This window comes from Aeromonas sp. 1805 (genome assembly GCF_013085525.1).
In the GTDB taxonomy this organism is placed as follows: Bacteria; Pseudomonadota; Gammaproteobacteria; order Enterobacterales; family Aeromonadaceae; genus Aeromonas; species Aeromonas hydrophila.
The window spans coordinates 3,873,991-3,886,472 of record NZ_CP038515.1; the positions used below are offsets into that span (position 1 = coordinate 3,873,991).

13 protein-coding genes are annotated in these 12,482 nt (G+C 62.7%); 2 read left to right on the forward strand and 11 right to left on the reverse strand.

Features of this window, described 5'->3' with window-relative positions:
* Positions 1-9 precede the first annotated feature (9 nt).
* From rbsC to E5E96_RS18170, 4 genes are all read right to left on the reverse strand, one after another.
* The gene (gene rbsC / locus E5E96_RS18155) at positions 10-975 is read right to left on the reverse strand and encodes a ribose ABC transporter permease (protein ID WP_011706157.1); all 966 of its coding nucleotides are present in this window, start codon (positions 973-975) and stop codon (positions 10-12) included.
* On the reverse strand, positions 972-2,504 hold the full coding sequence (rbsA, locus tag E5E96_RS18160; protein WP_043167781.1) for a ribose ABC transporter ATP-binding protein RbsA: 1,533 nt from the start codon (positions 2,502-2,504) through the stop codon (positions 972-974). Before rbsA ends, rbsC begins: the two co-directional genes overlap by 4 nt.
* 18 nt (positions 2,505-2,522) lie before the next feature.
* Positions 2,523-2,942, reverse strand: coding sequence for a D-ribose pyranase (rbsD, locus tag E5E96_RS18165; protein WP_011706155.1), 420 nt, complete (start codon positions 2,940-2,942; stop codon positions 2,523-2,525).
* Positions 2,943-3,147: 205 nt separating this feature from the next.
* Positions 3,148-3,765: a glutathione S-transferase family protein gene (locus E5E96_RS18170; protein ID WP_130632375.1), complete on the reverse strand. Its 618-nt coding sequence runs from the start codon at positions 3,763-3,765 to the stop codon at positions 3,148-3,150.
* 268 nt (positions 3,766-4,033) lie between these two features.
* Here E5E96_RS18170 and E5E96_RS18175 point away from each other — a divergent pair, with 268 nt between their 5' ends.
* Entirely contained in the window at positions 4,034-4,771 is a 738-nt protein-coding gene (locus E5E96_RS18175) for a hypothetical protein (RefSeq protein WP_171283247.1), read from the forward strand.
* A 72-nt stretch (positions 4,772-4,843) separates the two neighbouring features.
* Positions 4,844-5,521, forward strand: coding sequence for a DUF2987 domain-containing protein (locus E5E96_RS18180; protein WP_171282771.1), 678 nt, complete (start codon positions 4,844-4,846; stop codon positions 5,519-5,521).
* A gap of 84 nt (positions 5,522-5,605) precedes the next feature.
* On the opposite strand, the gene ttcA is transcribed toward E5E96_RS18180, so the two are convergent.
* The 7 genes from ttcA to E5E96_RS18215 all read right to left on the reverse strand — a co-directional run bounded on the left by ttcA (position 5,606) and on the right by E5E96_RS18215 (position 12,454).
* Positions 5,606-6,514: a tRNA 2-thiocytidine(32) synthetase TtcA gene (gene ttcA / locus E5E96_RS18185; RefSeq protein WP_011706151.1), complete on the reverse strand. Its 909-nt coding sequence runs from the start codon at positions 6,512-6,514 to the stop codon at positions 5,606-5,608.
* A 67-nt stretch (positions 6,515-6,581) separates the two neighbouring features.
* Positions 6,582-7,526 carry a universal stress protein UspE gene (gene uspE / locus E5E96_RS18190; protein ID WP_005300766.1) on the reverse strand — a complete coding sequence of 315 codons (945 nt, stop codon included), beginning with the start codon at positions 7,524-7,526 and terminating at the stop codon, positions 6,582-6,584.
* A gap of 134 nt (positions 7,527-7,660) precedes the next feature.
* A complete protein-coding gene (locus E5E96_RS18195) occupies positions 7,661-8,416 on the reverse strand; it encodes an FNR family transcription factor (protein ID WP_005300768.1) in 756 nt (251 codons plus the stop codon).
* Positions 8,417-8,484: 68 nt separating this feature from the next.
* A complete protein-coding gene (locus tag E5E96_RS18200) occupies positions 8,485-9,171 on the reverse strand; it encodes a sulfite exporter TauE/SafE family protein (protein ID WP_024945239.1) in 687 nt (228 codons plus the stop codon).
* Positions 9,155-9,346, reverse strand: coding sequence for a cbb3-type cytochrome oxidase assembly protein CcoS (gene ccoS / locus E5E96_RS18205; protein ID WP_171282772.1), 192 nt, complete (start codon positions 9,344-9,346; stop codon positions 9,155-9,157). The genes E5E96_RS18200 and ccoS overlap by 17 nt, the downstream gene beginning before the upstream one ends.
* Positions 9,347-9,473: 127 nt before the next feature.
* Entirely contained in the window at positions 9,474-11,873 is a 2,400-nt protein-coding gene (locus E5E96_RS18210) for a heavy metal translocating P-type ATPase (protein WP_171282773.1), read from the reverse strand.
* Positions 11,874-11,965: 92 nt separating this feature from the next.
* On the reverse strand, positions 11,966-12,454 hold the full coding sequence (locus tag E5E96_RS18215) for a FixH family protein (RefSeq protein WP_011706148.1): 489 nt from the start codon (positions 12,452-12,454) through the stop codon (positions 11,966-11,968).
* Positions 12,455-12,482: the final 28 nt, after the last annotated feature.

A 12,482-nucleotide genomic window follows, 5' to 3' on the forward strand; every position in this document is an offset into this window, starting at 1 on the left:
TGTGTGTGCTTACTTGCTTTTGTTATCGATCATCACGGCGAGCAAAATCACGCTGGCCTTGGCGATCATCTGGTAATAGGACGATACGTCGAGCAGGTTGAGGGCATTGTTGAGGAAGCCGATGATCAAGGCACCGATCAGGGTACCCATGATGCGGCCCTTGCCCCCCATCAGGCTGGTGCCACCCAGTACCACGGCGGCGATGGCATCCAGCTCGTACCCCATGCCGGCGGTCGGCTGGGCGGAGGAGAGGCGGGAAGTGACGATGAGCCCGGCCAGTGCCGACAGCATGCCGCACAGACCATACACCGCGAGCTTCACCCGGTCCACATTGATGCCGGAGAGGCGGGTGGCCGATTCGTTGCCGCCGAGGGCATAGATGTAGCGGCCCAGGCGAGTGTGGTTGAGCATGAACCAGGCCAGCAGGAAGACGATGGCCATCAGCCAGATGGGCACCGGCAGACCGAACAGGTAACCGGTACCCAGCCAGGCGAAGTGATCGGCGCCGTCACTGAAACCGGTGGAGATGGGGCGCCCCTCGGTATAGACCATGGTAACGCCGCGCAGGGCGGTCATGGTGACCAGGGTAGCGATGAAGGCCTGTACCTTGCCCTTGGCAATGATGAGGCCGCTGATGCCGCCAAGCAGGGCGCCGGCCCCCAGGGTGAGGGGGATCACCAGGGCGATGGGCAGCTCCATGGCGACCATGGTGGCGGCCAGGGCGCCGCACAGGGCCAATACCGAGCCGACCGACAGATCGATGCCGGCGGTGAGGATGACCAGGGTCATGCCGACCGCCATGATGGCGTTGACCGAGGTCTGACGCAGGATGTTGAGCAGGTTGTCGGCGGTGAAGAAGTTGGGGCTCAGGAAGGAGACCACGCCGATCAGCACCAGCAGCGCGACCAGGGATTTGTTCTCGATCCACCAGGCCTTGCTCATGACACCGCGGCGGGAAAGGGTTTGGGTTGTCATTGTGCTGCCTCTTGCTCTGCTTGCCATTGTTTACCGACTGCCGCTGCCATCAGCTTCTCCTGATTGGCATCGCGGGTGTTGAATTCTGCGCTGATGCGCCCTTCGTGCATCACCATGATGCGATCACTCATGCCGAGCACTTCCGGCATTTCGGAGGAGACCAGGATGATGCTCATCCCCTCCTTCTTGAACTGGTTGATGAGCTGATAGATCTCCTTCTTGGCGCCGACATCGACGCCGCGGGTCGGCTCATCCAGGATCAGCACCTTGGGCCGGGTCAGCAACCCCTTGGCGATGGCCACCTTCTGCTGGTTGCCGCCGGAGAGGAGCTTGATCAGCTGATCCTGACTCGGGGTCTTGATGTTGAACAGGCGCACATAGTCCCCCACCGCCTGGCGCTCGGCTTGGCCGTCAATCTTGCCGTGGCTGATGAACTCGCCGAGGGCGCACAGGCTCATGTTTTCGCGCACCGACAGCTCCAGCACCAGGCCGTCGCCCTTGCGATCCTCGGAGATGTAGGCGATGCCGGCGGCCAGGCCATCGGCCGGGCTCTTGGGGACCAGTGCATGGCCATCCACGGTGATGTCACCGGCGCTGATGGGGCTGGCACCGTAGATGAGCTTCATCAGCTCGGTACGCCCGGAGCCCATCAGGCCGCTGAAGCCCAGAATTTCACCCTGACGCAGGGAGAAGCTCACTCCGCGCACGCCGGGGCCGGCCAGATCCTTGACCTGCAGGCTGACCGGGCCGAGCTCGCGGGCGAGGCGCGGGTACTGCTCTTCCAGCCGGCGACCCACCATCATCTCGATGATCCTGTCTTCGTCGAGCTCGCTCACCGCCTGCTCGCCGATCCACTTGCCATCGCGCAGCACGGTGACCCGATCACAGATTTCGAAGATCTCCTTCAAGCGATGGGAGATGTAGACGATGCCGCAGCCCTGCTCACGCAGCTCGCGGATCACCACGAACAGCTGCTCGGTCTCGGTGTCGGTGAGGGCATCGGTGGGCTCGTCCATGATGATGACACTGGCATCAAACGACAGCGCCTTGGCGATCTCCACCATCTGCTGTTCACCGATGGAGAGATCCCCGAGCCGGGTATCCGGGCCGTGTTTGACGCCAAGCCGTGCCAGCAGGCCGCTGGCCCGTTCGCGCAGCTGCTTGTGGTCGATGCTGCCAAAACGGGTACGGGGTTCGCGGCCGAGGAAGATGTTGGCGGCAATCGACAATTCCGGCAGCAGGTTCAGCTCCTGGTGGATGATGCTGATCCCCTGATCCTGGGAGTCGCGGGGGCCCTTGAAGTGAACCGGTTGGCCGCGATAGCTGATGCTGCCCGCATCGGCCTGGTAGATGCCGGTCAGTACCTTCATCAGGGTCGACTTGCCGGCGCCGTTTTCGCCGAGCAGGGCCATCACCTGACCCGGATAGACCTTGAGGCCCGCCTCATCGAGGGCACGCACCCCGGGGAAGGTCTTGACGATCCCGGAAAGAGCCAGAATGGGCGAGGGGAGCATATTGGCGTTGCTCATAGCTGCTTCCTTGGGAATTTAAAACGCCACGCCGGCGCAGAGAATGAGGTTGGCGTAGGGGGTCACCTCGCCGCTGCGCACGATGGCCTTGCTCTGGTGGGAGCGAGCCTTGAATGCTTCGTGCAGGCAGTACTCGATGGTGATGGGCTTGCCCTGGGCGGCGGCGTGCGCCTCCAGCTGATCCACCAGCGCCTGATGGGCGGCGGGGCTGATCTGCTTGATCTCGCTTGCCATGATCACCTTCTCCACCACCAGGTCGGTGAGCAGGGCGGTCAGCACGGTTTCAAGGCTCGGCGTCCCCGCCATCAGCGCCAGATCGATGCGCTCCGGGCCGGCCGGAATGGGCAGGCCGGCATCGCAGACGGTGATCTCGTCGGTGTGACCCATCCGTGCCACCAGGGCACTCAGGGGAGCATTGAGCAGTACGCCTCGTTTCATACAGCACCTCGGCAGGCTATGCCCGCGTATCTGATGTTAGCTAGGCAACCGGTTACGCAACCGGTTGCGTTATGAGGTGGAAGATAGGCGCTCAGGCGGTTTTGATCCACCAAGAGATGGCAGAAATGTGAAAACGATCTCAATGGCGAGGGGAAAGCGGGGAAAAACAGGTGCCAGAAGAGCACTGGCACCCGCAACGAGAGGACTAGAGGGCGAGCCCTTGCTGCACGCCGGGGCGCGCCAGCATGCGCCGATAGTGATCCGCTACCTTGGGAAATTCGCTGATGGCCACCCCGTCGCCCTCGAGCCAGCTCGCCACCACGAACAGGTAGATGTCGGCCAGGCTGAACCGCTCCCCCAGCACCCAGGGGCCGGCCAGATAATGGCGTTCAATCTCGGCAAAGCCCTCGCGCATGTTGTGCGGCACCTTGGCCTGCATGGCGGCGATGGCCTGCGGATCATCGGCCCAGCGGCTGCCGCGCCGGCCGTGGGCATGGGCGACGTGCACGGTGGCGGCGAGAAAGCCGTGCACCTCCTGCATCCTGGCCAGCAGGAAGGGGTCGTCCAGCGGCGCCAGCCCGGCATTGGGAAAACGCTGCGCCACATAGAGCAGCAAGGCCGGTGTCTCGGTGAGCACGCCCCGCTCGGTCACTAGCGCCGGCACTCGGCCTTTGGGATTGATGGCGAGGTAGGCAGGGGAGCGCTGCTCGCCGGCCGCCAGATCCAGCTGCTTGATCCGGTGAGGGGCACCGGCTTCGGTGAGGGCGATACGCACGGCCATGGCGCAGGTACCGGGCGCAAGATAGAGGGTCAAATCAGACATGAACATCTCCTTGTGAAGCGCGTGCCCCCTGTATTCCCGTGTGGGTCGGGGCGCGCAAAAAAATCCGCACTGTCGCCTGGCATCCTACGCCCCTGGTTGGCGTCGGCCAAGGAGGGGATCCTGGCCTGGACTATGGGGGCTGATGAAATCAAAGGCTTTTTGAGCGCAGCCGAGCGGGAAAAACGGCTACGCATGCCGGGTCAAATCGCTATAATGTGCTCCCTGAATAGCAGTTTTTCGGATATTGGATAGTCAATTGAGTAACAAAATGCGGATAGGTGGTTCCCTCGAACAGTCCCTGAGCCAGGGATATCGTCTCGACCTCAAGGGGGTATTGCAGGAGAGCTGGCAACAGACGCGGCGCACCGGATTCGGCCTGCTGCTGGCCATCGTCGGGGTGACGGCCATCTGGATGCTTCTGAGCAACACCCTGCTCGCTCCCTATGTCAATCAGGAAGGGGGGATGGACGTGGCCCTGGTGCTGAGCCTGCTCATCACCATCATCATGTCGCCCATGACCTCCTGCCTCGACATGCTGGGCTTGCAGCAGTCGGTGGGGGTGCGTGCCCGGCCGAGCCAGGTGTTCGACTTCTTTCGCCACTTCCTGCGCCTTGGCAGCCTGAGCCTGCTCGGCAGCCTCATCACCAGCCTGTTCGGCCCGCTGTTCGAACTGCTGGGTCTGCCGGTGATGCTGGCCTTCATTCCGTCGGCCCTGATCGGCATGGGGCTGGTGTTTACCGTGCCGCTGGTGCTGGAGCGCGGCCTGTCGCCGGTGCAGGCCATCCTGGTCTCCCTGCGCCTGTTTGCCCGCGGCTGGCCCAGCATTGTGCTGCTGCACGGGGTCATGATGGCGCTGTTCTTCCTGGCGCTGATCCCCATGGGGCTCGGACTTATCTGGGTGGCACCGCTCTATTTCAACTGCAAGGGGATCCTCTACCGGGATCTGTGCGGGGTAGCGGTCGAAGTGACCGAGGTGAGCCAGGGCCCCGATCATTTCAACGCCTGACGGGCATGCAGGGCGTCAGACAACAGCAACAGATAGTGGCGCGTGCAGATGTGTGATGCAAAAGGATGGCATATGAACAATCGATACGGGATGGCGGCCGCGCTGCTGATGGCGCCCATGCTGGCAGTGGCGCAGCCCTCCCTTGAGCTGCAGTACGGCACCTTCTACAGCCAGATGAAGACCTTCGCCAAAGGGGAGTTTGGTCACGCCAGGCTGGGTTTTTATCTGACCGATCAGCAAAATGGCCGGCGCTGCCTGCTCACCTCGGCCCGTGTCTCGACCCTGGATCGGGATGTGGCGGCCGAGGTGACCGTTGACAGCGAATTGCGGCTGCCCTATGACGACGACTTGAATCTCGACAAGGCGACCGTGGTGGTGGGGCTCACCGAGCCCCACGAGGCCTGCGATCTGTCGGTGCAGGTGATGGCGGACGTACCACCGCCGGCAGACAGTGGGTGGGAGCTCAAGGTGAGCGAGCTGACGGGCCGCCAGCACGACATGCAGAGCCTGCTGGAGAAGCTGGCCGGTATGGTTGGCAAATATTTCCTGCCCGAGATGACGGGGGTGAGGGTCAGCCTGGTGCAGCCAAGCGGCACCGCCTACCTCATCGACGGTGCTCGCCAGCTGCCGCTGCCCTGGCAGGAGGGGCAACTGCTGCTGAGCAACGCCCAGCTGGCGGCGTTTGCCGAGGGCAAGCTGCAGCTGCAGGGAGAGATCCTGCGGCTGACCCCCTGGCTGCACAAGGGCTAGCCCATCTTGAGCCGCTACCGAGGGTGGCCAGCATAAAAATGAAAAAGGAGCGCCTGGCGCTCCTTTTTTATGGCTGAGGTGGGCTTAGCGCACCTCAATGACGTCCAGCATGTCCATCTCGTCGATGTCCAGCAGCGGCGCCTTGGGCAGCTCGGGCGGATCAAACGCCTTGTCGCCGCCGTCGATGATGCCGGAGTCGCGGTTGATGCTCTTGAAGTCAAACAGCTTGTGATCGAGCAGGTGGCTCGGGATCACGTCCTGAATGGCGGTGAACATGGTCTCGAGACGACCCGGGAAGCGGCGATCCCACTCCTGCATCATCTGCTTGATGGCCTGGCGCTGCAGGTTCTCCTGGGAGCCGCACAGGTTGCACGGGATGATGGGGAAGGCCTTGACCTCGGCGTAGCGTACCAGGTCCTTCTCCTTGCAGTAGGCGAGCGGGCGGATCACCACGTTCTTGCCATCGTCACTCACCAGCTTGGGCGGCATGGACTTGAGCTTGCCGCCGTAGAACATGTTGAGGAACAGGGTCTCGAGGATGTCATCGCGGTGGTGGCCAAGGGCAATCTTGGTGCAGCCCAGCTCCTGGGCGGTGCGGTAGAGAATGCCGCGGCGCAGGCGGGAGCAGAGTGCGCAGGTGGTCTTGCCCTCCGGCACCTTCTCCTTGACGATGGCGTAGGTATCCTCTTCGACGATCTTGAAGTCGATGCCGAGGGTGGTCAGGTATTCGGGCAGCACGTGCTCGGGGAAGCCGGGCTGCTTCTGATCCAGGTTGACCGCCACCAGATCGAAGTGGATGGGGGCGCTGGCCTTCAGGCTCATCAGAATGTCGAGCATGGCGAAGCTGTCCTTGCCGCCGGACAGGCACACCATGACCTTGTCACCCTCTTCAATCATGTTGAAGTCGGCGATGGCCTGACCTACGTTGCGCCGCAGGCGCTTCTGCAGTTTGTTGAAACTGTATTTTTCTTTGGCGTTAAGCTCTTCTAGCATGACCTGAAACCCGGGACAAAAATAAGCGGCTTATTATAGCCATGTCCCGGGGGAGGGCAAGAAAGGCTTATGCTGGACGGCGGCTATCGACCGGGCAGCTGTAATCGGCGGGCTTGAGGATCAGCATGTCGCAGGCGAGACGATCCACCACGTGTTCGGCGGTGTTGCCGAGCAGGGCGGCGGAGAGCCCGGTGCGACCGACGCACCCCATGATCATCAGGGTGGCCTGCAGCTCGCCGGCGAGATCGGGCAGCACCTCTTCGGGCAGGCCTTCCGCCACCCGGGTCCAGAGATGGCCGATGCCGTATTTGTCGGCGTGGCTCAGCAGCAGGCTCTCATGGTGTTTGCGAATGGCGTCGTTGTAGGCGTTGGGGTCAAACTCCGGCAGCTCGATGGCCACGTTGACCGGGGTGCCCGGGTAGGTGTTGACCAGATAGAGGTTGGAGCCGAGCAGCTCGGCGATGGCGATCCCCTCTTCGGTGATCCGCTCGTTGAGCAGCTTCTGATCCTGATCGTCGCTGGAGCAATTGATGGCGGCGATGATGTTGCCGCCCCGCTGCCAATGACCTTCTTTCACCAGCAGCACGGGGCAGGGACACTTGCGAAGCAGATGCCAGTCAGTGGGGGTGAAGATGAAGGTTTGCAGGAAGGAGTGGTGGTGGGTGGCCTTGACCACCAGATCGTGGCGCTGCTCCAGCACTTCCTGAATGATGCATTCGAAGGGACGGTTGTGCCAGACCACCTTGATCTCGCAATCCAGCCCACGGGCGCGGTAGGGTTTGAGAATGTCATCGAGCCATTCGCGGCGCTGGGCAATCACCCCGTGGCGCATCTCTTCCCGCTCATCCACCGACAGCATGGCGGTCATTTCATACGAGAAGTCGTAAATGGTGAGCAACAGGGTCAGTTGGGCGCCTTCATCCAGCTCGGCTACCTTGACCGCACGTTCGAGGGCGATTTGCCGCTCTTCTTCCGGGTTGATGACCACCAGAATTTTTCGGTACTTGACCATGTTCTCCTCCTCCTTGGCAAAAATACCAATGATGGCAGACCTTTAGCCATTACAGCTTAGCTCAGGAGGAGAAGGGGGGACGTGTGCCGGATCAAATTTCGGGGTAAACCGATCCGGCACCAGAGAGAGGAAGCTTAACCGCAGGGGGGGCGGGTTGCACCGGCCATGACGCCGAGGGCGACGTGATCCAGTACGGTAATGTACTTGCCCTTGACGCTGATGAGACCGGACTTCTGGAAGCGGCCTAGCAGACGGCTGATGGTCTCGACGGTGAGGCCGAGGTAGTTGCCGATGTCGCCGCGGGTCATGGAGAGGCGGAACTCCTTGGCGGAGAAACCACGCTCGGAGAAGCGCACCGACAGGTTGTGCAGGAAGGCCGCGAGGCGCTCTTCGGCGTTCTTCTTGGAGAGCAGCAGGATCATCTCCTGGTCGCCCATGATCTCGTTGCTCATCAGCCGCATGATCTGCTGGCGGAGTTTAGGCATCTTGCCGGAGAGATCGTCGAGCACGTCGAACGGGATCTCGCACACCATGGCGGTTTCCAGCGCCTGGGCGAAGGAGGGGTGCGCCTGCTTGTGGATGGCGTCAAACCCAACCAGATCGCCAGCCAGGTGGAAGGCAGTGATCTGCTCGTCACCCTGCTCGGTGATGGTGTATGACTTGATGGTCCCGGAACGGATGGCGTAGAGCGATTTAAGCTCATCGCCGGCCTTGAACAACTCTTCACCCTTCTGGATCGGCTTCTTGCGCTCGATGATGCTGTCCAGCTGATCGAGCTCGTTGTCGTTCAGAGTGAAGGGAATGCAGAGCTGGCTGATGCTGCAATCCTGGCAATGAATTGCACAGCCACCGCTCTGAATACGTCTGCCAGGTTTCTTTTCCGGGATCATAGGCTCATACGAATAATTGATTTATATCAAACAAGTTTACCATCAACTCATCCGTTTTGGATAGGGTTTCAAAAGGACGCAATCCCGATCCAGAGGGTATGCAGCCCGTATGCGATGAGCAGCAGGGCCCCACCAAGGCGCAAACTGCGCAGGGTCAGCCAGTAGCGCAGCCGATCCGCCAACCCTCCCAGCGCAAACAGGGTTGGCAGGGTGCCGAGGCCGAAAAAGAGCATGATCAGCGCTCCGCCGCCAGCGGATCCCGCCGCTGCGCTCCAGGTCAGCATGGAGTAGACCAGCCCGCAGGGGAGCCAGCCCCACACCATGCCAAACGGCAGTGCCTGCCAGGCCGAGGTGAAGGGGATGAACTTGCCCGCCAGCGGCTTGAGGCGGGGCCACAACCTGGCGCCAATGCGCTCGAGCAGCAACACTCCCTGCCACCAGCCGGCGAGATAGAGCCCGAGAGCAATCATCAGGAAGGCCGCCACCAGCCGCAAGCCGGCGATGGCGTGCTTGCCCGCGCCGAGTTCACTGGTGGTGGCCAGCAGTCCCCCGACCAGGGCACCGGCAATCACATAGCTCAAGATCCGGCCGAGGTTGTAGTTGAGCAGGTAACCGAGCCGGCCCCAGAAGTGCTGCTTCTCGGCAGGAATGGCCATGGAGAGGGCGGCGGAGACACCGCCGCACATGCCGATGCAGTGGCCGGCGCCAGCCAGCCCCACCAGCAGGGCGCCCAGCAGATCAAGGGTGGCCGTCATCTTTGGACTCGTGCTCGGCGTGTTTGGGGGCGGGTTGCTCTTCATCGAACAGGATATTGGAACCCTGGCGGTCGAGATCTTCAAACTGCTCGGAGCGAATGGCCCAGAAGAAGACGGCGCCGGCGATGATGACAAAGAGGATGGCGATGGGGATGAGGACGAAGATGATGTTCATGCAGCAAGCCTTGCAATGAAAGGGGCCATGGTACACCCGTTGGTGGCCACAGACCCGTCGATTTGATGGTGAAGGGAGCCTGACCGGAGCCAGCTCCCTTCACCCTGTCTGTCCCTGTGACCACGGCTCAGCGGTTGAGCCGCATGGAGTTGGTGACCACGATGAGGGAGCTCAATGACATGCCCGCCGCCGCCACGTAGGGGGGCAGCCAGCCGCTCGCCGCCAATGGCAGCACCAGCAGGTTGTAGCCGATGGACCAGGCGAAGTTCTCCTTGATGATCTTGCGGGTGCGCAGCGCCAGGGTGCGGGCATCCAGCAGGCGGGAGAGATCGTCGGCCAGCAAAATGGCATCGGCGCTGTTCTTGGCCAGGTCAGTGCCGCCGGCCATGGCGAAGGAGGCGTGGGCGCCGGCCAGCACCGGGGCGTCGTTGATGCCATCACCCACCATGATGCTGATGTCGCCGCGGGCCTCGTGCTCCTTGAGGTAGGCCAGCTTGCCATCCGGCGTGACGCCCTTGACCAGCTCGTCGACCCCCAGCTCGCGGGCCACCTCGTCGGCCTGGGCAGAGCTGTCGCCGGTGAGGATGGTGGTCTTGAGGCCGGCTGCCTTGAAGGCCTGGATCAGCGCCTTCGCATCGGGGCGCAGGGTGTCGGTCAGCAGGAAACGGGCGAGCGTCCGATCCTCGTCGGCCAGGTAGATGACCAGCCCGTCCGTCTGCGTTTCGTGGGCATCGCTGATGCCAAGCCAGCGGGCACTGCCGAGGCGATAGTGGCGACCGTCGATCGCCCCCTCGATACCGTGTCCGATGACGGGGGTCACCTTGCTGGCCGCCAGCAGCACGGCGTCCTCTGCGGCGTTGCAGCGAAAGGCGCGGGCGATGGGGTGTTCGGAATAGGCCTCCAGGGCGCGGGCGATGGCAAGGCAGCGCGCCTCGTCGAGATTGCCCAGGGCCTTCGTGCTGGTCAGGCTGATGTTGCCCGTGGTCAGGGTACCGGTCTTGTCCATCACGATGCGGTTGGCCCGGGTCAGCACGTCCAGCACGTGGCCGCGGCGCAGCAGGATGCCGGCACGGGTCAGGCGAGCGGTGGCCGAGGTGAGCGCGGTGGGGGTGGCCAGCGACAGGGCGCAGGGGCAGGTCGCCACCAGCACCGCCAGGGTGACCCAGAAGGCCTGCTCTGGCTGATGAAAGTGCCAGAAGGTCCAGACCCCGGCGGCGATGAACAGCAGCACCAGAATGAAGTGGCGGGAGAGCACATCTGCCATCTGGGCGATGGCCGGCTTGTCGTCCAGCGCGTGATCCTGCAGCCGCATGATCTGGGCCAGGCGCGACTCTTCAATGCGATGGCTGACCCGGATTTCGAGGGGGGCGTCGGTGTTGATGGTGCCGGCATAGACGGCATCCCCCGCCTGTTTGAGCAGCGGCAGCTGTTCACCGGTCAGCATGGATTCGTTGAGGCTGGCCTGCCCAAGCAGGATGATGCCATCCGCCGGCAGGGTGGCACCCGCCAGCACCCGTACCCGGTCGCCGACCTGCAGCGTCTTGGCGGCCACCTCGTGTTCGCCATCCTCATCGAGCCGGGTGGCCATGATGGGCACCAGCCGCGCCAGGTTGGAGCTCGACTCGGAGGCCTTGCGTCTGGCCCGCAGCTCGAGGAAGCGTCCCAGCAGCAGGAAGAAGACGAACATGGTGATGGAGTCGTAATAGACCTCTCCGGTGTTGAACACGGTGGCCCACATGGAGGCGACGAAGGCGCCGATCAGCGCCAGCGATACCGACACGTCCATGGAGAGGTGTCCCTGCCTGAGGCTGCGCCAGGCGCCCACGTAGAAGGGCTGGGCCGAGTAGATCATGATGGGGGTGGAGAGCAGCAGACTTATCCACTTGAAGTAGACCATGAACTCCTCTTCGACGCTGATGAAGAGGTCCATGTAGAGCGCCACCGCGCACATCATCACCTGCATGGAGCCGAGCCCCGCCAGTGCCAGCCGGAACATGTAGCTGCGCACCTCGCGGGCGTACAGCGCTTCCTGCTGGTGAGTCTGGAAGGGGTAGGCGCGATAGCCGATCTTGGCAAAACCCTTGAGGATGTCGCTCAAAGAGAGCCGGTCCGGATCCCACTTGATGCGGGCCCGGTGGGTGGTGGTGTTGACGTTGATGTAGTGCAGCCCGGCCAGATTGCCCAGATGGCGTTCGATGAGCCAGGCACAGGCGGCGCAGGTCAAGCCTTCCACCGTCAGCTGGATCTCGCGCACCTTGTGGCTGCCGGTGGCGCTGTCGGTGACAAAATCCTGCTGCACTTCGGCCAAGTCATAGTGGGTGAGGGCGGCGAGCTCTGCGGGTACCAGCTCGCCCTTGGTGCCGGGAGCGGTGCGGTGCTCGTAGTAGCTGGCCAGGCCGCACTCCAGAATGGTTTCCGCCACCGCCTGACAACCGGGGCAGCACATGGGCTGGACTATGCCTTTTATCTCGAGGGCATAGCGGCTGCCGGCGGGCACCGGCTCACCACAGTGAAAGCAGCCGCTCATGACAGCTGGCCGCAGGCTACCCGGCCTGTCGGCAGAAACAGTGAAGCGCCGGTTGCTGCCGGCGTGTCATGGTGAACAGGACGGCTCATGACTCAGCGTCCTTTGGGATCGAGTTCGACGGGGGCCTTGGTGGGGAGCTGGACAGTCTCTTGCAGCCGCCATTCGTGGTTGAAGGCATCTACCCGCACGTGCCACTTGCCGGTGAGCGGCTTGTCGAGCAGCAGGCGATAGACGCCGTTGCCGTCGGCGGTCACCATGTGCTCGCTGTCCATGCCGGCGAGGGTGGGGTGAAACAGGGAGAGGTAGAGCGCCTGGCCGGCCGGGATATCACCCGACAGCGGCTTGAGGGTCAGCTCGTTGCCGTTGACTTCCAGCGCGATGTGGATGTTGAGGGCTTCGGAGCGATCAAACTTGCTGAGATCCTGATTAATCTCTTTGCCTTGCTTGTAATAGTCTTCGGCCACCAGGTTGACGCCATCCTTGCTGGCGATGATCGCCGTGCTGATGCTGCCGATCACGGCTGCGGTCGGGAGGGCGATGATGAACCAGGGCCAGAATTGGCGATACCAGGGTTGGGACATAGTGCTACTACCGTGAAACCAGTGATTA

What these genes read in the sequence shown, in the direction of transcription:
- rbsC (WP_011706157.1), bottom strand. Translation starts at nt 975, where the DNA reads ATGACAACCCAAACCCTTTCCCGCCGCGGTGTCATGAGCAAGGCCTGG.
- rbsA (WP_043167781.1), bottom strand. Translation starts at nt 2,504, where the DNA reads ATGAGCAACGCCAATATGCTCCCCTCGCCCATTCTGGCTCTTTCCGGG.
- rbsD (WP_011706155.1), bottom strand. Translation starts at nt 2,942, where the DNA reads ATGAAACGAGGCGTACTGCTCAATGCTCCCCTGAGTGCCCTGGTGGCA.
- E5E96_RS18170 (WP_130632375.1), bottom strand. Translation starts at nt 3,765, where the DNA reads ATGTCTGATTTGACCCTCTATCTTGCGCCCGGTACCTGCGCCATGGCC.
- E5E96_RS18175 (WP_171283247.1), top strand. Translation starts at nt 4,034, where the DNA reads ATGCGGATAGGTGGTTCCCTCGAACAGTCCCTGAGCCAGGGATATCGT.
- E5E96_RS18180 (WP_171282771.1), top strand. Translation starts at nt 4,844, where the DNA reads ATGAACAATCGATACGGGATGGCGGCCGCGCTGCTGATGGCGCCCATG.
- ttcA (WP_011706151.1), bottom strand. Translation starts at nt 6,514, where the DNA reads ATGCTAGAAGAGCTTAACGCCAAAGAAAAATACAGTTTCAACAAACTG.
- uspE (WP_005300766.1), bottom strand. Translation starts at nt 7,526, where the DNA reads ATGGTCAAGTACCGAAAAATTCTGGTGGTCATCAACCCGGAAGAAGAG.
- E5E96_RS18195 (WP_005300768.1), bottom strand. Translation starts at nt 8,416, where the DNA reads ATGATCCCGGAAAAGAAACCTGGCAGACGTATTCAGAGCGGTGGCTGT.
- E5E96_RS18200 (WP_024945239.1), bottom strand. Translation starts at nt 9,171, where the DNA reads ATGACGGCCACCCTTGATCTGCTGGGCGCCCTGCTGGTGGGGCTGGCT.
- ccoS (WP_171282772.1), bottom strand. Translation starts at nt 9,346, where the DNA reads ATGAACATCATCTTCGTCCTCATCCCCATCGCCATCCTCTTTGTCATC.
- E5E96_RS18210 (WP_171282773.1), bottom strand. Translation starts at nt 11,873, where the DNA reads ATGAGCGGCTGCTTTCACTGTGGTGAGCCGGTGCCCGCCGGCAGCCGC.
- E5E96_RS18215 (WP_011706148.1), bottom strand. Translation starts at nt 12,454, where the DNA reads ATGTCCCAACCCTGGTATCGCCAATTCTGGCCCTGGTTCATCATCGCC.